The sequence below is a fragment of the Pseudomonas sp. NFX1 genome, from assembly GCF_051123555.1.
GTDB lineage: Bacteria > Pseudomonadota > Gammaproteobacteria > Pseudomonadales > Pseudomonadaceae > Aquipseudomonas > Aquipseudomonas capeferrum.
This window is the reverse complement of record NZ_CP169366.1, coordinates 1,042,973-1,062,862: the sequence shown is the minus strand read 5'-3', so window position 1 is coordinate 1,062,862 and position 19,890 is coordinate 1,042,973. Positions and strand designations below refer to the sequence as shown.

The window sequence follows — 19,890 nt, the reverse complement described above, 5'->3', positions numbered from 1 at the left end:
GCCGCAAAGCGGCCCCAATTGCCGCATCAGTACTGCGTTTGCCCGGGCACCCAGGCGGTGCCCGCCAGCGGTACCCGCGCCATCGCCGCCGCCTCCACAGTCAACGCCACCAGGTCCTCCGGGTCGAGGTTGTGCAGGTGCGACTTGCCACAGGCGCGGGCCATGGTCTGCGCCTCCAGCACCAGCACGCGCAGGTAGTTGGCCAGCCGCCGGCCGGCCTCCTCCGGGTTCAGGCGCTTGGCCAGTTCCGGGTCCTGGGTGGTGATGCCCGCCGGGTCACGGCCGTTCTGCCAGTCATCGTAAAAACCAGCCGCAGAGCCGATCGCCTTCAACTGCTCATCCAGCCGCGGGTGGTTGTCACCCAGGGCGATCAGCGCGGCGGTGCCGATGGCCACGGCGTCAGCCCCCAGGGCCATGGCCTTGGCCACGTCGGCACCGTTGCGGATACCACCCGAGACGATCAGTTGCACCTTGCGGTGCATGCCCATCTCCTGCAGCGCCTGCACCGCCTGCGGGATGGCCGGCAAGATGGGAATGCCGACATGCTCGATGAACACCTCCTGGGTCGCGGCGGTACCGCCCTGCATGCCGTCGAGCACAATCACGTCGGCGCCGGCCTTCACCGCCAGCTTGACGTCGTAGTACGGGCGGCTGGCGCCGATTTTCACGTAGATGGGTTTCTCCCAGTCTGTGATCTCGCGCAGCTCGGCAATCTTGATCGCCAGGTCGTCCGGGCCGGTCCAGTCCGGGTGGCGGCAGGCGCTGCGCTGGTCTACGCCGATCGGCAAGGTGCGCATGCCGGCCACCCGCTCGGTAACCTTCATGCCCAGCAACATGCCGCCACCGCCCGGTTTGGCGCCCTGGCCGAGGACGATCTCGATGGCATCGGCCTTGCGCAGGTCGTCGGGGTTCATGCCATAGCGCGACGGCAGGTACTGGTACACCAGGTGCTGCGACTGGCCACGCTCTTCCGGGGTCATGCCGCCGTCGCCGGTGGTGGTACTGGTACCTGCGATGGTCGCACCCCGGCCCAGCGCTTCCTTGGCATTGGCCGACAGCGCGCCGAAGCTCATGCCGGCAATGGTCACCGGGATCTTCAGGTGGATCGGCTTCTTGGCAAAACGGTTGCCGAGCACCACGTCGGTGCCGCACTTTTCGCGGTAGCCTTCGAGCGGGTAGCGCGACACGCTGGCGCCCAGCAGCAGCAAGTCGTCGAAGTGCGGCACACGGCGCTTGGTGCCGCCGCCGCGGATGTCGTAAATGCCAGTTTCGGCGGCACGCTGGATTTCCTGGATGGTCAGGCGATCGAAGGTGGCCGATTCACGCAGTACCGGGGGGAATTGTTCGCTCATGGGTAGGCTCCTGGATCAGTACGCGCTGGCGTTGTCGACTTTGAAGTTGTACAGCTGACGGGCCGAGCCGTAGCGTTTGAAATCGGCGGCCTTGTGCTCCAGGCCCGCCTCGTTGAGCAACGCCTGCAGCTCTTGCAAGTGCTCGGCACGCATCTCTTTTTCGATGCAGTCCGAGCCTAGCGACTGCACCGAACCCTTGACGTAGATGCGCACCTCGTACAGCGAGTCGCCCAGCGCATCGCCGGCATCGCCGCACACCACCAGGCGCCCGGCCTGGCCCATGAAGCAGCTCATGTGGCCGATGCTGCCGCCGACCACGATGTCCACGCCCTTCATCGAAATGCCGCACCGAGCCCCGGCATCGCCCTCGATCACCAAGAGCCCGCCGTGGGCCGTGGCGCCGGCTGCCTGCGAGGCACTGCCCTTGACCCGCACCGAGCCGGACATCATGTTCTCGGCCACCCCCACGCCGACGTTGCCGTGCACGGTGACGCTGGCCTGTTGATTCATGCCGGCGCAGTAGTAGCCGGCGTGGCCGTCGATATCCACCGACACCGGCTGGTTGATACCCACGGCCAGGTTGTGCTTGCCGTCCGGGCGGCTGACCCGCCACTCGCGGTCCTGCACGTCGCCATGCAGGGCCTGGTTGAGTTCGCGCACCGAGGCGCTGGAAAGGTCGATCGTTTTCATGAGGTGCTCCAGTGAGTCGATGACAGGTCAGGCGCTTTCGCGCTCCCAGACGTACAAGGTGGCCGGTGCTGGTTCCCAGACCTTGGCGTTTTCAATGCCTGGCAGGCTGGCCAGGGCCTGGTACTCGGAGGCCATGGCCACGTAGTCGTCGGTTTCGGCGAGCACCGCCGGCTTGCAGGCAATCGGATCGCGGATCACGGCAAAGCCGTTGCGGGTGCCGATGGCGAAGGTAAAGAAGCCGTCCAGGTCTTGCAGGGCGCCATCCAGGGCCTGTGCCAGGCTGTCGCCCTGCTGCAGGCGCCAGGCCAGGTAGCCAGCCGCCACTTCGGTGTCGTTGTCGGTCTCGAAGCTAATGCCTTCGCGTTTCAGCTCCTGGCGCAGGCGGAAGTGGTTGGACAGCGAGCCGTTGTGCACCAGGCACAGGTCGGCGCCGGTGGAAAACGGATGGCTGCCTTCCAGGGTCACTGCACTTTCAGTGGCCATGCGGGTGTGGCCGATGATGTGGCTGCCTTGCATGCCGGCCAGGCCGAAGCGGCTAGAGATCTCGGCCGGCAGGCCCATGCCCTTGAGGATTTCGATGCTCTGCCCGGCGCTCATGATGCGCACGTCGGCGGCCAGCTCGGCCAAGGCTGCACGGGCGGCCGCTTCGTGGGTGTGTACCTTGAGCACGGCGGCGCTGGCGTTCTGGAACCAGTCCAGCGAGCAGCCCAGGCGCCCTTCCAGTTGCCCCATCAGCGCCGCCCACGGATAGTCCACGGCGCTCGCCTGCAAGGTCAGCTTGACCCAGCCATCGGCCACTTCATCGCCATAGATGGCAAAGCCGGCGCTGTCCGGGCCACGGTCGGTCATGGCCTGCAGCATGGGTTCGAAGAGTTTGCCGAGCTGGGCTTCCAGCGCCGGCTTTTTCAGGTACAGGCCTACGATTCCACACATGGTGTTGCTCCTTACTGGGCAGTGGGCGACCGCTGTCTTGCTGGCCGCGCCAAGGATGGGGGGCGGTCAGAAGAACTCGGTGTAGCGCTGGATTTCCCAGTCGGAGACGTGGCGGCAATACTCCACCCACTCCATGCGCTTGAGCTTGATGAACTCGTCGACGATCTCGGCGCCGAGCACCTCGCGGAACAAGGGGTCGGCCTCCAGCGCGTCGGCGGCTTCCTTGAGCGACTGCGGCAAGGTCTTGATGCCGCGTGCGGCGATTTCTTCCAGGCTCAGGTTGTAGAGGTTCTCGTTGCACATCTGGCCAGGGTCCAGTTCACGGTCGATACCATCCAGGCCGGCGGCGATGATCGCGGCGGTGACCAGGTAGGGATTGCAGCCGGCATCCGGCAGGCGAAACTCCAGGCGGCCATAGGGGATGCGCACCATCGCCGAGCGGTTGTTGGCGCCATAGGCCACGAAGGCTGGCGCCCAGGTAGCACCGGACAACGAGCGGCCGACCACCAGGCGTTTGTACGAATTGACCGTGGGCGCGGCGAACGCGCACAGCGCCGGGCCATGGGCAAGCAAGCCCGCAGCAAAGTGGTAGGCCAGCTTGGACAGGCCCATGCCGCTGCTGTCGGACGGGTCATGAAACAGGTTCTTGTGTGTGCTGCTGGCCAGCGACAGGTGGAAGTGCATGCCATTGCCGGCACGCTTGGGGTCGGGCTTGGGCATGAACGAGCAGATCATCCCCAGGTCGTTGGCGATTTCGCCGGCCGCCATGCGGAAGAAGGTGAAGCGGTCGGCCGACTCCATGGCATCGCTGTAGGTGTAGTTGATCTCGAACTGGCCGTTGGCGTCCTCGTGGTCGATCTGATAGATGTCGAAGCCCACCGGCTGCAGGGCTTCGGTCAGGCGTTCGAGGAACAGCCGCGAGCGCGACAGGCCCTTGTAGTCGTAGCACGGCTTGTCGAGGTTGTCGGAGGCATCCACCACCTGCAGCTTGCCGGCTTCGTCCCGGCGGAACAGGCTGAACTCGGGCTCAAGCCCGGTGTTCAGCGTCCAGCCCTTGTCGGCCAGGCGCTGCACCTGCTGCTGCAACACGTAGCGGCTGTCGTAGGGCCAAGGTTTACCGTTGACGTGGCCGACGCACACCACCCGGCCATAACCAGGCTGCCAGGGTACCGGGATCAGCGTGGCCAGATCGCCACGGGCCATGAAGTCCGGGCCGTGTGGTTCCATGCCCATGCCACAGATGGCGAACCCGGCGAAACCGGCGCCCTCCTCGGCCACCATCTTCAGGCCCGAGATCGGCACCGATTTGGTCTTCGCCGAGCCATGGATATCGACGAACTGCGCCAGCACATACTTGATGCCGTGCTGGTCGAGGGTGCGCTGGGTTTCTGCTGGCAACATGGGTTGAACACTCCTGGTAAGGGGCTGCATGTAATTCCGCATGGGAAACTTACTTTCATCACAGGAATGCAATGTACTTGCCAACTTACCGAGTGTTACCGCTTAGCGGGCACGTCCCCTCCCACAATCCCTTGTCACAGGGGGCTTGCACGCGACAGGGGCTGGCGCCATGACGGAGACATTTTCGTTGTAGATATGGGAAACTCGTTTTCACCCGAGGAAACCGACGGCCAACGCAGCCGCCCGGCGCACTTTCCCAGTGCGAAATCTTTATTCTTGAACTGAAACCGTGCAGGACTCTCGATGCCGACCGAAACCGAACCCCGCCTTCGCCTGGAGCAGTACCTGGGCCTGCAGATCAAGCGCCAGCGCCAGGCCCAGTCGCTGAAGCTCGCCGATGTGGCGCGCATCGCCGGGATCAGCCAGGGCATGCTGAGCAAGATCGAGAATGCCCAGGTGTCGACCAGCCTCGATACCCTCAGCCGCCTGTGCGACGTGCTGGGCATGCCGATGGCCAAGCTGTTCAGCCAGTATGACCAGCCCGATGGCAACGCACTGCTGGTCAAGGCCGGTGAAGGGCTGGAGGTGGTGCGCCGCGGCACCGAGAAGGGCCATACCTACCACTTGCTCAATCACGCCAGGGGCCCGAAAAAGAACTTCGAGGCGTACATGGTGAGCATGGACGATGCCAGCGAGGAGTTTCCGACCTTCGCCCACCCGGGCACGGAATTCCTGCACTTGCTGGAGGGTGAACTGGTGTACCGCCACGGTAACCAGCTCTACCACCTGCATGCCGGCGACAGCCTGACCTTCGATGGCGAAACCCCACACGGGCCGGAGCAACTGGTGCAGGTGCCGATCCGGCTGTTGTCGATCATGAACTACGGCGAAGAATGACACGGCGCGGTCAAGCAACAAGCGATGTCGCGATCTGACATGTATGCGTCGCCCGCAATCGGCCTCACATCCCTGTATACAAAAATAATACACACATCGACCAGCCCCGCGCCGTGGGCTGGTTGACGCGGTATTTGCGAGTAAGCAGCCTCGCTTCACAATTCCAACGCTGTGGCGCCTTTTTGCACCGGGCAATTCGCCCGGGCTCATAACCATAAAACTCCCAGAATCAGAGACCCGCGCCGCGCCAGCCGGGAGTGTTTGCGCGCGCCACTTTGTGAAAATTTGACTGCCATGATCGCGACTTCAATCCCCGTAGCCGGTGCTGCCACCGGCCGGCGCAACGCCCTGCTCGTTGCACACCTCGCCGCTGTGCTGTTCGGCCTGACCGGTATCCTCGGCCACTTGATCGAGGCCGACGCCAGCATCATCACCTTCGGCCGTGCCACCTTCGCCTTCATTGCCCTGGGCTTCGTCGCCGGGCTCAAGGGCACCCGCCTGCTCGATGCGCTGACCCTGCGCAACCTGCCCATCCTGGGCCTAACCGGCGCGTTGCTGGCGACGCACTGGGTGACCTTCTTCATCGCCGTCAAGGTCGGCGGCGTGGCTGTGGCCACGCTGGGCTTCGCCAGCTTCCCTGCCTTCATAGCCATGATCGAACGCGGCGTGTTCGGCCAGCGCATCGGTGCCGTGCAGGGCTTGCTGTTGCTGATGGTGACTGCGGGCCTGGTGATGGTGGTGCCGTCCTTCGGCCTGCTCGACAGCGGCACCCTTGGCCTGATCTGGGGCCTGGGCTCGGGCCTGGCGTTCGCCGTGCTGACCGTAGCCAACCGCCGCAATGCGTCGAACATGAATGCCTTGCAGGTAGCCTTCTGGCAGAACGTGGTGGTAGCCGCGCTGGTTGCGCCGTTCGCCTTCACCCACCTGGCCAGTACCAGCCTGGGCGGCGACGACTGGGTCAACCTGGCGCTGTTGGGGGTGTTCTGCACCGGGCTGTCGCAGTTTCTGTTCGTCAAGAGCCTCGAAGGCCTGGAGGCACGTACCGCCGGCATGATCATCGCGCTGGAACCGGTGTATGCGATCCTCGGTGCCTGGTGGCTGTTTGGTGAGCAGCCGAGCCTGCGCATGGCGGCGGGGGCGGCGTTGATTGTGTTGGCGACCCTGCTGGCTGCGGCGCGCACAGCGCCGGCGGAGCATGGTGATACCAGCCGGTGTGGGCGGTAAGAATGGCTGCGGGTTGCTCGTCGGGAGATCGAGGGGCATGCCTTGGTTTATCTGGCGCCTATGAGATCGAGCGCCGCAGGTGCCAGGCTTGGCATTTTCAGCGCTTATGAGATCGAGCGCCGCAGGTGCCTGGCTTGGCATTTTCAGCGCCTACGAGATCGAGCGCCGCCCGCGCGGCGCATCGCGACGCAAGGCCGCTCCTACATTTGTTTCGGGCCAATTATTCCTGGGGGATTGGCGCGCGGCCCCTTGGTGCCCCCCTCAATATCGCGTCGTACAAACAAGGCGGTCGCGCGCAAATGCCACTGGCCGCACTGGCCCGAAACAAATGTAGGAGCGGCCTTGCGTCGCGATGCGCCGCGCGGGCGGCGCTCGATCTCATAGGCGCCAGATAAACCAAGGCTTGCGCTTCGCGGGCCCCGCTCGATCTTCGCCCTCCTGAAGAAACCAAGACAAGCAAGCTACTGCCCGCCCTCCGGCAACAGGCTGCGGTCGAACATGAACGGCCGCGGCCCCTGCGGTGTGTATTGAAACAACTGCTGCGGCCTGCCCAGCCGTGGCTGGTTCTTCTCCCCGGTGTCCCTCACCCACCCCTGCTCGCGCAAACGCTCCAGGCGCTTGCGCAGCGAGGTGCTGTTCACAGCCTGCCCCAGGCACGCCTGCACTGACGCCAACGCATCGAGCACCGTGAACTTCTCTGCCAGCAAGTACAACGGCAGGCTGCTGTACACCGTCTTCGCCGCCAGTCGCTCGCGGGCGCGCTCCACCAGCAGTCTGTGATCGAAGGGCAACAGCACCCTGCGCTCCAGCACGCTGTCCACATCAAAAAACGCCAGCTGCTCACCCTCAACGGCCTGCCCAGGGTCGAGCAGGGCCAGGTAGTAGGTGCTCAGCGACCAACCGCGCGGGTCACGGAAAGCATTGCCTTCGGTGCCTACCTGTTCCATGTAGCACGGTACGATACGGGCCTTTTCGCGCAAGGCGCGCTCGGCGGCGCCTTCCAGGCTGGTGTCGGCAATACGGCCGTTGACGATGACACCCGGCAACGCCCACTGGCCGACGTGCGGTTCGCGCTCTCGGCGGTGCAACAACACTTGCAGGTGCTGGGCTTCAGGGGCCATGCGCAGAGCGACGATATCGACGCTGGCCAGGACTTCAGTGCTACTCACGCAAAGGCTCCACTGTTCAATCCTGCAATATTCCACCAGAGCGCTTTAATAGCACAAGCTTCTTTCCTACCTGCTCTGGTGCTTGACACACTTAATACACCAGGTGGAATATATAGCAACACCCGCGAGGAGAGCACCATGAAGATCGCCAGTTTCGACGTCGACGCGCAAAACGGCTTCACTGCCAACGCCCCACACGAACTGCCGGTACCCGAGGGCAATGAAATTGCCGCCGACCTCAACACCATGGCCCTTCGTGCCGACCTGCGCCTGGGCAGCAAGGACGCCCACCCGGCCAATGCCGCCTGGGTGGTGGCCGAACCTGGGCAGATGCTGCAACCGCTGACGCTGGCCAATGCCGACCTGACCTGGGTCAGCCACTGCGTGCCAGGCACCCCCGGCTTCGAGCTGCTGCCCGGCCTCCCCGCCCCCATCGACTACGACTACTTCGTGTGGAAAGGCGTCGAACCCGACCTGCACCCCTACGGCGCCTGCTACCACGACCTGGCCGAACGCCGCTCCACCGGGGTTATCGAATACCTCACCGTGCAACAGGTGGGCGCCGTCATCGTCGGCGGCCTGGCTTTGGACTACTGCGTCAAGACCACTGCCCGCCAACTGCGCCAGGCCGGTTTCCAGGTGCTGCTGTACCTGCCCGCCTGCCGCGCCCTGACCCAGGAAGGCGCCATCAGCGCCTGCGGGGCGCTGGCTGCCGAGGGTGTCATCCTCTGCGGCGACGAGGCCGCGCTCGACCACCAGCTCGCTTTGATCAAGGAAGACCGCCCATGAGTGACAGCGTATTCGGCCCACGGATCATCCAGAACCTGCTGGACACCGACTTCTACAAGATCACCATGATGCAGGCCGTGCTGCACAACTACCCCAATGCCGAGGTGGAATGGGAGTTCCGCTGCCGCAATGGTGAAGACCTCTCCCCTTACCTGGCAGAAATCCGCTACCAGGTCGAGCAACTGGCCGAGGTCACCGTCACCCACGACCAACTGGCGTATCTGGAGCAGATTCCGTTCATCAAACCGGACTTCATCCGCTTTCTCAGCCTGTTCCGCTTCAACTTGCGTTACGTACAGGTGGGCCTGGATGACGCCGGGCAGCTGGCGATTCGCGTGCGTGGGCCGTGGCTGCACGTGATCCTCTACGAGATCCCGCTGCTGGCGATCATCAGCGAAGTGCGCAACCGCTACCGCTACCGCGAGGTGATGATGGAGCAGGTGGGCGAGCGGCTGTACCAGAAGCTCGACTGGCTCAAGGCCGAGGCCAGCGCCGATGAGCTGGCAGGCTTTCAACTGGCCGACTTCGGCACCCGGCGGCGCTTCTCGTACCGCGTTCAGGAGGCCGTGGTGCACACCCTCAAACGCGACTTCCCGGGTCGCTTCGTCGGCACCAGCAACGTGCACCTGGCCCGCGAATACCAACTCAAGCCCATCGGTACCATGGCCCACGAATGGTTCATGGCCCACCAGCAACTTGGCCCGCGGCTGGTCGACAGCCAGGCGGCCGCGCTGGATTGCTGGGTACGCGAATATCGCGGGCTGCTGGGCATCGCGTTGACCGATTGCATCACCATGGACGCGTTCATGGGCGATTTCGATTTGTACTTCGCCAAACTGTTCGACGGGTTGCGCCACGACTCTGGCGACCCGCTAGCCTGGGCAGAGAAGGCCATTGCCCACTATGAAAGTCTGGGCATCGACCCGCAGGGCAAGACGCTGATCTTTTCCGATGGGCTGGACTTTGCCAAGGCACTTGGCCTGTACCGCGCGCTGCATGAACGGATCAATGTGAGCTTTGGCATCGGCACCAATCTGACTTGCGATATCCCAGGTGTCGTGCCGATGAACATCGTGATCAAGATGACGGCCTGCAATGGCGCGCCGGTGGCGAAGATCAGTGATAGCCCGGGCAAGACGCAGTGCCGGGATGAGAACTTCGTGGCTTATCTGAAGCATGTGTTCAAGGTGGCTTGAGCCCTGTCAATGTGAGCGTCTACTAGTAGTGAGGCTGCTATGTGCTTGTCGGGTGATAGGGTGATGGCGGCTAGGTGCCTGTCTTGGGTTTGGAGGTGGTGCGGAGATCGAGCGCCGCCCGCGCGGCGCATCGCGAGCGAAGCTCGCTCCTACATCCGTTTCGGGCCAGTCACGCCTGTGCCAGCGCGCGCGACCGCCTTGTTTGTCCGACACAATATTAAGGCGGACGCCAAGGGGCCGCGCGCCAATGCCTCAGGATTAACTGGCCTGAAACGGATGCAGGAGCGAGCTTCGCTCGCGATGCGCCGCGCGGGCGGCGCTCGATCTGATAGGCGCTGAAAATGCCAAGCCAGGCACCTGGTGGCATTGAAATCGGCCTACGCGATGTGGATTCACCAACCTGGCGGTCGCTAACGATAGTGCAAGCGACCACCAGGCGCCGGCTTACTCGGGTGACAACAAGCGATAGGTGGATAGCTGACCTGAAACTCGCTGTCTTAGCCATGAATGGGCGATGAACCTTTCCGGGCTATCGTCGACCTGTGCCCCTTGGACAAGCGGATAGGAAAACGAATGGTATCTTTCGACCTTCAACGGATGCTGCTGGGCGAGCTGCCTGTGACCTTTCTTCTGGAGGTCGCCCTCAGGGTCTTGGCCGCATTTGCAGCCGTGTTCTTCTTCCTCAAATTCAGTGGCCGACGCGGAATCAAACAGCTCTCCCGCTTCGAGCTGGTCGTTATTCTGACCCTCGGCTCCGCTGCCGGCGATGTGACCTTCTACGAGGATGTTCCGCTGCTGCCGGTGGCCCTGGTCTTCTTGACGCTCCTGTTGCTGTATCGGGGTACGGTCTACCTCATGAAGCGGAGCAAGACGTGCGAAGCCTGGATTGATGGATTGCCGATAACGGTGGTGAAGGACGGAATGTACGAGATCCATTCGCTGCGCAATATGAACATTTCCTCGAATGAACTCTTCATGGAACTACGCCAACGCGGTGTAGAGCACTTGGGACAGGTACGTTTGGGCCTGTTGGAAACTGACGGTGAGCTCAGTTTGTATTTCTTTGAGCCGGAAGACACCAAGGCGGGTTTGTCAGTGCTCCCCTGCGAGCACCGCCCGCAATACTCCTCACCACCTTCTGCCGGCCTTTACTGTTGCGTGGGCTGTGGTTTTCCGACCTACCATGAGGCGCACGACTCGGTCGCATGTGAGCGCTGTGGCCATGTCGTTTGGTCCCCAGCGCTGGACACGCTACGCAATCGTTAGGCAGCGTGCTCAGCCTCGACCTTGGCCCGACGCTATTGACTGCCGTCGAAGCCGGGCGGCGCGTGAAATGCCTTGGGCGCCCGCGGGACCTAACCCACATCAAGCTCCCCAACGCACAACGCCATAAACCGTGCCGCCGCCCGCGAAGGCGTGGCGGCATGGGGCATCAGGATGGAAAAGCGCCTCACCAGCGGCTGCGGCGCAATCCGCAGCCGCTGCAACGCGCCATCTTCATGGCGAATCGACATGGCCGACACAAAGCCGATGCCCATCCCCGCCCGCACCGCTTCCTTTACCCCCTCCACGCCAGCAATCTCCAGCCCCACGCGCATCGCCACGCCACTGCGGGCAAACGCGCGTTCGACAATCTGCCGCACCCCCGACCCACTCTCGCGCAGCACCAAGGGGTAGGCACCCACAGATTCCAGGGTCTGCGGCTCGTCACCTGCCAACGGATGGCCACTGGGCACGATGGCGACGATCTCGTCTTCACGCCACGGCGTCACCCCCGTGCCCAGGGGCAGTTCCTGCCCGGGGGGGCCTTCGATCAGGGCGATGTCGACACTGCCCAGCGCGGCGACGATTTCTGCAGTGTTGCCATTGGAGGTGCTCACCGACACGTCCGGGTAGCGTGCATGGAAGTCGGCGATCAGGTACGGCAACAGGTAGCTGGCAGGGGTGGTACTGGCGCCGATGCGCAGCGTGCCGCGCTCCAGGCCCCGCATGGCCTCGCGCAGGGCTTGCGCCTGGCGAAAGGTGTCGCGCAGGCGCTCGGCATGGGCCAGCAGTTGCTCACCCGCAGCTGTCAGCCGCACGCCACGGCCGGCGCGTTGATAAAGCGGTTCGCCGAACGCCTCCTGCAGCAACTTCAGCTGCCCGGACACAGCCGGCTGCGACAGGTGCAACGCCTGGGCCGCATGGCTGATGTTGCCGTGCTCGGCAACCGTGGCAAACGTTATCAGTTGTTCTGGGGTCATGAATTGAAAATATCAGCAAAATGGATACTTGACATCCTAAATTACGATTTTTTATAAGCTTATAACCAGATTAACGTAGGCCTTGTCGAAACACTTTTTCCGGAGGACTCACATGGCCACGGTTCCGTCCCACCCCGCCTATACGCCTACCCTCTCTACCCGAGGGCGGCTCAATGGCATCCTGTTCGTCGCGCTGTTCGCGCTTGCCGTCACCCAGCTGGCGGCCTTGCCCGCCATCGCCAGCCTGGGTATCAGCCCCTTGATCGTCGGTATCGTTGCCGGTGCCTTGTATGGCAATGCACTGCGCGATGGCGTGCCGGCCAGTTGGGCGGCGGGCATCAATTTTTCGGCGCGCGGGCTGCTGCGCATCGCCGTGGCCTTCTTCGGCCTGCGGGTCAGCCTGCAGGAAATCGCCGAAGTCGGCTGGTCGGGGCTGACGGTGTCGCTGCTGGTGGTGGTCAGTACCCTGCTGATCGGCCTCTGGTGTGGCATGAAGCTGCTCAAGCTGGACCGCGACACCGCACTGCTCACCGCCGCCGGCAGTGCCATCTGCGGCGCGGCTGCGGTGCTGGCCTTCGAGTCGGCGCTGCGCAGCGCACCGCACAAGAGCGCCATGGCGGTCGGCAGCGTAGTGCTGTTCGGTACCCTGTCGATGTTCCTCTACCCACTGGCGATCAATGCCGGCTGGCTGCACCTCGATACCCTGGGCGCCGGGCTGTTCCTCGGCGGCACTATCCATGAAGTGGCCCAGGTGGTCGGCGCCGCGAGCAACGTCAGCCCCGAGGCTACGCACATTGCGACCATCGTCAAAATGACCCGGGTGATGCTGCTGGTGCCGGTGTTGCTGGTGGTGGGCTTGTGGATCAGCCGCGCGCGCCAGCCTGGCCAGGGGCAAGGCAACGGGCGCATCGCCATGCCCTGGTTCGCCTTCGGCTTCCTGGCGCTGGTGCTGGTGAACTCGCTGCAGGTGCTGCCTGGCAGTGTGACCCAGGCGGTGAATACGCTCGACACCTTTGCCCTGACCATGGCCATGACCGCGCTGGGCATGGAGACCCGATTCAGCCAGATCCGCCAGGCGGGGCCACGGGCGCTGATTACCGGGGCGATACTCAACCTGTGGCTGGTGGGCGGTGGGCTGGCCATTACCTTCGGGGTGCAAAAACTGTTCGGCTGAACATGCAAGCTCAGTGGGGGGCGGCTTCGCGGGTTTACCCGCGAAGCCGCCCCCCACCGTCTGCAGAATCTTTCCGCGGTGCCCCTCGTTGTCGCGTGCATTTCTCGGTATGGTGGTGTCAAAGAAGGATGTTTTACCCGCACAGGAAAGACTTAGATGCCTCAACGCCATGTCATAAATGCATCCGTCAGCCCCAAAGGCAGCCTGGAGACGCTGTCGCAACGTGAAGTGCAGCAACTGAGTGAAGTCGGTACCGGTAGCCTTTACACCCTGTTCCGCCAGTGCGCCCTGGCCATCCTCAATACCGGCGCGCATGTCGACAATGCCAAGACCATCCTCGAGGCCTACAAGGACTTCGAGGTGCGCATCCACCAGCAAGACCGCGGCGTACGTCTGGAGCTGTTGAATGCCCCAGCCGATGCCTTCGTCGATGGCGAGATGATCGCCAGCACCCGCGAAATGCTCTTCAGCGCCTTGCGCGACATCGTCTATACCGAAAGCGAGCTGGCCAGCCAGCGCATCGACCTGGAAAGCTCCCAGGGCATCACCGATTACGTGTTCCACCTGCTGCGCAACGCCCGCACCCTGCGCCCCGGCGTAGAGCCGAAGATGGTGGTGTGCTGGGGCGGCCACTCGATCAGCACCGAGGAATACCAGTACACCAAGAAGGTCGGCCACGAGCTGGGCCTGCGCAAGCTGGACGTCTGCACCGGCTGCGGCCCTGGGGTGATGAAGGGCCCGATGAAGGGCGCCACCATCGCCCACGCCAAGCAACGCATGCACGGCAGCCGCTATTTGGGCCTGACCGAGCCGGGCATCATCGCCGCCGAGGCGCCGAACCCGATCGTCAACGAACTGGTGATCCTGCCGGACATCGAGAAACGCCTGGAAGCCTTCGTCCGCGTCGGCCACGGCATCATCATCTTCCCCGGCGGCGCCGGTACAGCCGAGGAGTTCCTCTACCTGCTCGGCATTCTCATGCACCCGGACAACCAGGGCCTGCCCTTCCCGGTGGTGCTGACCGGGCCACGCAGTGCCGAGCCGTTCCTGATGCAGTTGCACGCGTTCGTCGGCGCTACCCTGGGTGACGCCGCCCAGCGCCACTACCAGATCATCATCGATGACCCGGCCGAAGTGGCGCGGCAGATGGTCGAAGGGCTCAAGGAGGTGAAGCAGTTCCGCCGCGAGCGCAACGATGCCTTCCACTTCAACTGGCTGCTGAAAATCGACGAGGGCTTCCAGCACCCGTTCGACCCGACCCACGCCAACATGGCCGAACTGGCCCTGCGCCGCGAGCTGCCGCCGCATGAACTGGCCGCCAACCTGCGCCGGGCGTTTTCCGGGATTGTGGCGGGCAACGTCAAGGACAAGGGCATCCGCCTGATCGAGGAACACGGGCCGTACCAGATCCGTGGTGACAGTGCGGTATTGGCGCCGCTGGGGCACCTGTTGCAGGCGTTTGTCGACCAGCACCGGATGAAACTGCCGGGTGGCGCGGCGTATGTGCCTTGCTATCAGGTTGTGACCTGAGTGTCTGGGGGCCGCTTTGGCGGCCCCCAGCGTCAAGCGTTGCTAGCTGCCCGAGCTGACCAGCGTCCGGTCGACCAGGCGAATGCTGTCGCGCCCACCGCGCTTGGACTGATACAGCGCCACATCCCCCTGCTCGATCAACGCCGCCAGGCTCGCGGGCGGCTGGTCGAACAGGTTGGCACCGATGCTCAAGGTCACGGCCTGCGGCGTGGGCACCGTTTGCAGCGCAAACTGCTGAAACTGTTCACGCAACTGGCTGCCCAGCGCCACCACGCGCTCGCTGGTCGCCGCACTGAGCAGGATGACAAACTCGTCGCCGCCAAGCCGCGCCGCCAGTGATCGCTCCGGCAACACCGCACGAATCATCTCGCTCAAGGCGATCAACAGCCGATCACCGGCAATGTGCCCGTGCAAATCGTTGACCAGTTTGAAATTGTCGATGTCGATCAGCAGCAAGGCGCCTGGCCGCGCCGGGCTCACCTCTTTGAAAAAGTGCGTCGCCCGCACTTCCAGCGCGCGGCGGTTGTACAACGCTGTCAGCGGGTCCCGTGCCGCCAGCCGGGCAATGCGCTCTTCACGGCGATAACGCACCGTGCCGGTCATCGACAGCGCAATCAGCATGATTGCCATCGCCCCCTCGACCAGGGAAACCTGGATGATCAGCCCGCCAAACGTCGCCAGGTCAATCAGCGTGCCCGGGGTGATTGCAATAATCGCCTTTACCACATAGAACAGGCCATGAATCAGCAGCACATAACGCAACTGCACCGCGCCCACGCTCAACGACCTGCCGTGGGGCTTCAACAGGAAACTGGCTCTGAGCGTCAGCAACGCCACCAGCAACGAGTTGACCATCAGCATCACCTTCGACCACTCGGGGCCGGCGGGCAACAGCAGCAAGGCGAACCACACCACCACCATCAGCAGCCAGGCGCGCGACAGGCGGTGCTGGGTGAAGCGCAGCACCCCCAGCAGGAAAAACCCGTGCGCCACCACCAGCAAACCATTGGCGAACCAGATACCGATCAGCAGCAAGCCGCTGCCCCGCAACAGGGCCAGGATGCAGCCGACGGTAATCGTGGCGAAGCCGGTGCTCCAGAACAGCAGCGAGGGCTCGCGAACACTGCGCCACTCGATCGCCAGGTACAATGCAGCCGCAGCTGCCAGGGCGATGGTGATTGTCAGCATCGTTGGGGGGTCAAGCGCCATGGACGGTCTGGCCTATCTGGTTAACGTGGAAAAGGCCTGATTGTATGCGCTTGCAAGACTTTTTCAGAGCCCCCTCAACAGCGTTACAGCACCCGCTTGATCAACGGTTCCAGGCGGCTGTAGCGCAACCGTCGCAAGAACTTGCGCACTTCCTTGGGGTGCTCGGCCTTGACCCCCAGCTCGGCAGCTGAATCGATCCTGCGCGCATGCTGGCGCAACCCCGCCAACTCGGCGTCGCGCGGCACTGCCCACTGTGCCTCGGGGTCATCGATCAGCAGGCCGTTTTCCAGGTCCAGGTTGAACCCTCGCGGGTTCAGGTTGTTGCCGGTCAACAGCGAGTAACGCTGGTCGACCCACAGCCCCTTGGCATGGAAGGTGTGCCCTGGGTCGTTCCAGATCCGCACCTCAAGCTGGCCACTGGCAAGGGCGGCCTGGCGACGGCGGGTGAATGCGCGCAGGTTGTCCTCGTACAGGTAAGGCAACGCGCCGCTGGCACTGAACGGCTCGCCGGGCGCGATATAGAAGTCATTGGCGGTACGATCGCCGACAATCAGCGCCACCCGCACGCCCCGGTCGAGTGCGTGGTCGATTTCGCGCATCAATACCCGTGGAGGGTTGAAGTACGGCGTGCTGATGACAATTTGCGTGCGCGCAGCGCCCAGCAGTGCACAAAGCACCCGGTTGAGCAGGTTGCCGCGCCCGACACCCAGCAGCGGGATCACCCGCAGGCCCTGCCCCGCCGCGCTGGCAGGCACGTCATAGGCCATGCGCCGCAGCCGCGCGCGCAAGCGCCGGATGTCGCCGCGCAGGCTGCGGGTCGAGGGCGGTGCCGGCAGGTCGAGGCGCGGCGTGGCAGTGTGGTGCAGCAGGCGACGCACCAGATCGACCATGGCATCGGCCAGGGCCGGTGAGTGGAACAGGTGGTAGCGATCCAGGCGGTAGCGGTCGAAACGGTGCAGGTAGACGTTGTTGAGACTGGCGCCGGTGTAGATCACGCAATCGTCGATGATGCTGCCTTTAAGGTGCAGTACACCAAACAGCTCGCGGGTTTGCACGGGCACGCCATGGATGACGATGTCCAGGCCATGGTGCTGACGCTGGGCCTGGTACCAAGCAGCGTTGCCTGGCTGCCGCCCGCCCCCCAGCAGGCCGCGACGGGCACGGAACCAGTCGACCACGATGGTGATCTCCAGGCCTGGCCGCGCGGCTTTGGCCTGGTACAAGGCATCCAGCACTTCCTGGCCGGCTTCGTCTTCCTGCAGGTACAGCGCGACGATGACGATACGCCGGGTCGCCGCCCTGATGCGCTCGAGCAGGCAGGTGCGATAGGCCCTGGCATCGGGCAGCACCTCGATCGACGCGGGTGTCATGGCGAAACCTGGCAATGCCGCCAGCATGGATTCGGGGTTCACTGAACGTTCACCTTCTATGGGCAATCACTGTTGGCAGCCGCCAGCCGGCGGAGCCATTCCTGGCCGCTGCGCCGGGGGTGTAAGATCGACCCGGCAACGACCCATAACAACAAGAAACACGCGAGGCTTGGATTTTTCACTGCCCCTGACCAACTATGCCTCAGCTTGCACAGGAAGATCGCAATGGTCCACCCCGCTACTGCACCCGTATCACCCTGCACCGTCAAGACCTTCGGCTTTCTGATCCTGCCCAACTTCACCACCATCGGCCTGGCGTCGGCGGTGGAGACCCTGCGCATGGCCAACCTGGCCGCCCGCCGCCCGATGTTTCGCACTGTGCTGATCGCCGCCAGCCACGAGCCGGTAATGGCCAGCAACGGCATGCGCGTGCTGCCTGACCATTGTATCGACAACGCCCCGGCGCTGGACGCTCTGCTGGTGGTCGGTGCCAACCCGATCGACCGCAGCCGTGGCACCCGGCCACTGATCGACTGGCTACGCCAACTGGCCCGTCAACGCCTGCCGCTGGGCGGCATCTGCACCGGCAGCTACCTGCTGGCCAAGGCCGAGCTGCTCAAAGGCTACCGCTGTACCATCCACTGGGAAGACATGCAGACCTTGCAGGAGCAGTTCCCCGGTATCGTCATTTCCGGCCAGCTGTTCGAGCTGGACCGCGACCGCTATACCTGCTCGGGCGGTGTGGCGGCCATGGACATGATGCTGCAACTGGTGGCCCGTGAGGAAGGTGGCCAGGGCATCGCCGCCAAGGCGGCCGAGCTGCTGCTGTGCGACCGGGTGCGTGGCGAGCGCGAGCGCCAGCGGGTGCCGCTGCGCACGTTGCTCGGCAGCGCCCAGCCCAAGCTGAGCCAGGTGGTGGCGATCATGGAGGCCAACCTGGAAGAACCCCTGGGGCTGGAGGAGCTGGCCAGCCTCAACGAAGTGACCGTGCGCCAGTTGGAGCGGTTGTTCCATAAATACCTGCAGCGTACACCCAGCCAGTACTACCTGGAGTTGCGGCTGTCGCGCGCGCGGGAGCTGCTGCTGCGCAGCGATGTGCAGGTACGTGAGGTGGCGCTGGCGTGCGGCTTCAGCTCGCCGGCGCATTTTTCCAAGAGCTACAGCCGCTTCTTTGGGCTGTCGCCGTTGGGGGAGCGGCGCCAGGCTTCGTTGCACTGAGTGAGGGGATGCCGCTTCGCCGGTAACCCCGCGAAGCGGCCGGCAAAGCCCGCTAGTCTTTCAAGGCCGCATGCGCCGTCTCCCGGCACATCAACATCGCCACCAGCGCCACCAGTGCCGCCGCCAGCAGGTACCCGGCCGGCGCCAGCTTGCTGCCGGTCACCTGTATCAACCAGGTGGCAATGAACGGCGCCGTCCCGCCAAACAAGGCATTGGCCACATTGAAGCTCAGGGCAAAGCCGCTGAAGCGTACCCGGGTCGGGAAGATCTCCGCCAACAGGCACGGCAAGGTACCGTCGTTCATCGCCAGCATCGCACCGAAGAGGATCTGGATGGCCAGGATCACCAGCAGTGGCTGCCCATCGAGCAAGGTGAACAGCGGCACGGTAAGCCCCAGAAACAACAGCGAGGCGATCACCAGCATGGTCTTGCGGCCGAAATGGTCAGACAGCCGCCCCATCAGGAAGATCAGGCCGATGTAGGTGGCCAGGGAGACGGTCGAGGCGATGAAGGCATCCCGCTCGCCCATGCCCAGCTCGGTGGACAGGTACGTGGGCATGTAGCTGAGCAGCAGGTAGAACGCGACCGCGTTAAGGCAGGTGACGCCGATACCGATGACCAGGCTGCGGCGGTGCGCGGTCAGCAGCTCACGGATCGGCGCCGGGGCCATGCAGGCCTTGTTCTCCAGGCGCTGCTCCATCTCCAGAAACTTGGGGGTGTCCTGCAGGCTCATGCGGATATATCGGCCTACCAGGCCGAAGGGTGCCGCGAGCAGAAACGGCAGCCGCCAGCCCCAGCTGTGCAGGTCTTCGCTGCTAAGCACCTCATGCAGCACCGCCACGAACGCCGCGCCGAACAACAACCCCGCCGCCGTACTGGCCGGTACGATGCTGGTGTACAGCCCGCGCCGGCCCTGCGGTGCGTACTCAGCCAGAAACGCCGACGCCCCCGCATACTCGCCCGAGGCCGAAAAGCCCTGTACCAGGCGAATCAGCAACAGCAGGCACGGCGCCCATACGCCGATTTGCGCGTAGCCGGGCAGCAGCCCGATGCAGAAGGTCGAAATCGACATGATCAGGATCGACAACGACAGCGCGTTGCGCCGCCCGTGGCGGTCGCCGAAATGGCCCCAGACCACACCGCCCAACGGGCGAACGAGAAACGACAGGGCAAACACCGCGAAGGTTGCCAGCAAACCGCTGGTCTTGTCGGTTTGCGGGAAAAACGTCGCGGCAATGATGGTTGCAAGGTAGCCGTAGGCGGCGTAGTCGAACCATTCGACGAAGTTGCCCATGAAACTGGCGCGCGCGGCCTTGCGCAAGGCCTGGCGTTCGGCGCTGGGCACGGAGCCGCCGAGAGTGGAAGCGTTCAGGGTGGTGCTGGACATGACGGGTACCCTCTGATTCTTCTAATTGGAGGCAGGGTCTAATGGTCATTCAGTAATTATTGTGGTGTGCGTGCCGGCCTCTTTGCGGGGCAACCCCCGCCCCAAAAG

At 63.9% G+C, this 19,890-nt stretch carries 17 protein-coding genes; 8 read left to right on the top strand and 9 right to left on the bottom strand.

All coding sequences use genetic code 11. The features are described from left to right. Window positions 1-26: 26 nt before the first annotated feature. From DJ563_RS04690 to glnT, 4 genes are all read right to left on the bottom strand, one after another. The gene (locus DJ563_RS04690; protein WP_033697307.1) at window positions 27-1,352 is read right to left on the bottom strand and encodes an FMN-binding glutamate synthase family protein; all 1,326 of its coding nucleotides are present in this window, start codon (window positions 1,350-1,352) and stop codon (window positions 27-29) included. A 15-nt stretch (window positions 1,353-1,367) separates the two neighbouring features. Then, window positions 1,368-2,042 (bottom strand): protein glxC, encoded by a 675-nt coding sequence (locus DJ563_RS04685; RefSeq protein WP_047583883.1) that lies wholly within the window; start codon window positions 2,040-2,042, stop codon window positions 1,368-1,370. 27 nt (window positions 2,043-2,069) lie between these two features. Next, a complete protein-coding gene (locus DJ563_RS04680) occupies window positions 2,070-2,975 on the bottom strand; it encodes a class II glutamine amidotransferase (protein ID WP_033697305.1) in 906 nt (301 codons plus the stop codon). A 66-nt stretch (window positions 2,976-3,041) separates the two neighbouring features. After that, entirely contained in the window at window positions 3,042-4,376 is a 1,335-nt protein-coding gene (glnT, locus tag DJ563_RS04675; RefSeq protein ID WP_186659429.1) for a type III glutamate--ammonia ligase, read from the bottom strand. A gap of 303 nt (window positions 4,377-4,679) precedes the next feature. Between glnT and DJ563_RS04670 the strand changes: the two genes are divergently transcribed. Both DJ563_RS04670 and DJ563_RS04665 read left to right on the top strand, forming a co-directional pair. Continuing rightward, complete coding sequence (locus tag DJ563_RS04670) at window positions 4,680-5,273, top strand: helix-turn-helix domain-containing protein (protein WP_186659426.1); 594 nt, start codon at window positions 4,680-4,682, stop codon at window positions 5,271-5,273. A 294-nt stretch (window positions 5,274-5,567) separates the two neighbouring features. Further along, a complete protein-coding gene (locus tag DJ563_RS04665) occupies window positions 5,568-6,497 on the top strand; it encodes a DMT family transporter (RefSeq protein WP_434518915.1) in 930 nt (309 codons plus the stop codon). Between the two features lie 461 nt (window positions 6,498-6,958). On the opposite strand, the gene DJ563_RS04660 is transcribed toward DJ563_RS04665, so the two are convergent. Beyond that, a complete protein-coding gene (locus tag DJ563_RS04660) occupies window positions 6,959-7,666 on the bottom strand; it encodes an NUDIX hydrolase (protein WP_186659421.1) in 708 nt (235 codons plus the stop codon). Between the two features lie 138 nt (window positions 7,667-7,804). Between DJ563_RS04660 and DJ563_RS04655 the strand changes: the two genes are divergently transcribed. The 3 genes from DJ563_RS04655 to DJ563_RS04645 all read left to right on the top strand — a co-directional run bounded on the left by DJ563_RS04655 (window position 7,805) and on the right by DJ563_RS04645 (window position 10,917). Then, complete coding sequence (locus DJ563_RS04655) at window positions 7,805-8,455, top strand: isochorismatase family protein (RefSeq protein WP_274100685.1); 651 nt, start codon at window positions 7,805-7,807, stop codon at window positions 8,453-8,455. Continuing rightward, entirely contained in the window at window positions 8,452-9,651 is a 1,200-nt protein-coding gene (gene pncB / locus DJ563_RS04650) for a nicotinate phosphoribosyltransferase (protein ID WP_434518914.1), read from the top strand. Before DJ563_RS04655 ends, pncB begins: the two co-directional genes overlap by 4 nt. Window positions 9,652-10,224: 573 nt before the next feature. After that, window positions 10,225-10,917 (top strand): DUF421 domain-containing protein, encoded by a 693-nt coding sequence (locus tag DJ563_RS04645; RefSeq protein ID WP_274100682.1) that lies wholly within the window; start codon window positions 10,225-10,227, stop codon window positions 10,915-10,917. 89 nt (window positions 10,918-11,006) lie between these two features. On the opposite strand, the gene DJ563_RS04640 is transcribed toward DJ563_RS04645, so the two are convergent. After that, a complete protein-coding gene (locus DJ563_RS04640) occupies window positions 11,007-11,894 on the bottom strand; it encodes a LysR family transcriptional regulator (protein ID WP_274100681.1) in 888 nt (295 codons plus the stop codon). A 112-nt stretch (window positions 11,895-12,006) separates the two neighbouring features. On the opposite strand from DJ563_RS04640, the gene DJ563_RS04635 reads away from it, so the two are divergent. Further along, window positions 12,007-13,068 (top strand): YeiH family protein, encoded by a 1,062-nt coding sequence (locus DJ563_RS04635; protein ID WP_434518913.1) that lies wholly within the window; start codon window positions 12,007-12,009, stop codon window positions 13,066-13,068. A 156-nt stretch (window positions 13,069-13,224) separates the two neighbouring features. Beyond that, window positions 13,225-14,598 (top strand): nucleotide 5'-monophosphate nucleosidase PpnN, encoded by a 1,374-nt coding sequence (gene ppnN, locus DJ563_RS04630; protein ID WP_033697295.1) that lies wholly within the window; start codon window positions 13,225-13,227, stop codon window positions 14,596-14,598. Between the two features lie 42 nt (window positions 14,599-14,640). Here ppnN and DJ563_RS04625 read toward each other — a convergent pair whose 3' ends face one another. Next, entirely contained in the window at window positions 14,641-15,807 is a 1,167-nt protein-coding gene (locus DJ563_RS04625; protein ID WP_434518912.1) for a GGDEF domain-containing protein, read from the bottom strand. A gap of 83 nt (window positions 15,808-15,890) precedes the next feature. Continuing rightward, window positions 15,891-17,219, bottom strand: a complete 1,329-nt coding sequence (pssA, locus tag DJ563_RS04620; protein WP_434518911.1) for a CDP-diacylglycerol--serine O-phosphatidyltransferase — start codon at window positions 17,217-17,219, stop codon at window positions 15,891-15,893. A gap of 183 nt (window positions 17,220-17,402) precedes the next feature. Between pssA and DJ563_RS04615 the strand changes: the two genes are divergently transcribed. Continuing rightward, window positions 17,403-18,395, top strand: a complete 993-nt coding sequence (locus tag DJ563_RS04615) for a GlxA family transcriptional regulator (protein ID WP_274100299.1) — start codon at window positions 17,403-17,405, stop codon at window positions 18,393-18,395. A gap of 52 nt (window positions 18,396-18,447) precedes the next feature. Here DJ563_RS04615 and DJ563_RS04610 read toward each other — a convergent pair whose 3' ends face one another. Beyond that, entirely contained in the window at window positions 18,448-19,782 is a 1,335-nt protein-coding gene (locus tag DJ563_RS04610; protein WP_274100300.1) for an MFS transporter, read from the bottom strand. Window positions 19,783-19,890 lie beyond the last annotated feature (108 nt).

Excerpts from the sequence above, each read along its gene's own strand:
- DJ563_RS04665 (WP_434518915.1), top strand. The coding sequence starts at position 5,568 with ATGATCGCGACTTCAATCCCCGTAGCCGGTGCTGCCACCGGCCGGCGC.
- DJ563_RS04685 (WP_047583883.1), bottom strand. The coding sequence starts at position 2,042 with ATGAAAACGATCGACCTTTCCAGCGCCTCGGTGCGCGAACTCAACCAG.
- DJ563_RS04635 (WP_434518913.1), top strand. The coding sequence starts at position 12,007 with ATGGCCACGGTTCCGTCCCACCCCGCCTATACGCCTACCCTCTCTACC.
- glnT (WP_186659429.1), bottom strand. The coding sequence starts at position 4,376 with ATGTTGCCAGCAGAAACCCAGCGCACCCTCGACCAGCACGGCATCAAG.
- DJ563_RS04615 (WP_274100299.1), top strand. The coding sequence starts at position 17,403 with ATGGTCCACCCCGCTACTGCACCCGTATCACCCTGCACCGTCAAGACC.
- DJ563_RS04640 (WP_274100681.1), bottom strand. The coding sequence starts at position 11,894 with ATGACCCCAGAACAACTGATAACGTTTGCCACGGTTGCCGAGCACGGC.
- DJ563_RS04690 (WP_033697307.1), bottom strand. The coding sequence starts at position 1,352 with ATGAGCGAACAATTCCCCCCGGTACTGCGTGAATCGGCCACCTTCGAT.
- DJ563_RS04610 (WP_274100300.1), bottom strand. The coding sequence starts at position 19,782 with ATGTCCAGCACCACCCTGAACGCTTCCACTCTCGGCGGCTCCGTGCCC.
- DJ563_RS04680 (WP_033697305.1), bottom strand. The coding sequence starts at position 2,975 with ATGTGTGGAATCGTAGGCCTGTACCTGAAAAAGCCGGCGCTGGAAGCC.
- pncB (WP_434518914.1), top strand. The coding sequence starts at position 8,452 with ATGAGTGACAGCGTATTCGGCCCACGGATCATCCAGAACCTGCTGGAC.
- DJ563_RS04655 (WP_274100685.1), top strand. The coding sequence starts at position 7,805 with ATGAAGATCGCCAGTTTCGACGTCGACGCGCAAAACGGCTTCACTGCC.
- DJ563_RS04670 (WP_186659426.1), top strand. The coding sequence starts at position 4,680 with ATGCCGACCGAAACCGAACCCCGCCTTCGCCTGGAGCAGTACCTGGGC.
- ppnN (WP_033697295.1), top strand. The coding sequence starts at position 13,225 with ATGCCTCAACGCCATGTCATAAATGCATCCGTCAGCCCCAAAGGCAGC.
- DJ563_RS04645 (WP_274100682.1), top strand. The coding sequence starts at position 10,225 with ATGGTATCTTTCGACCTTCAACGGATGCTGCTGGGCGAGCTGCCTGTG.
- DJ563_RS04625 (WP_434518912.1), bottom strand. The coding sequence starts at position 15,807 with ATGGCGCTTGACCCCCCAACGATGCTGACAATCACCATCGCCCTGGCA.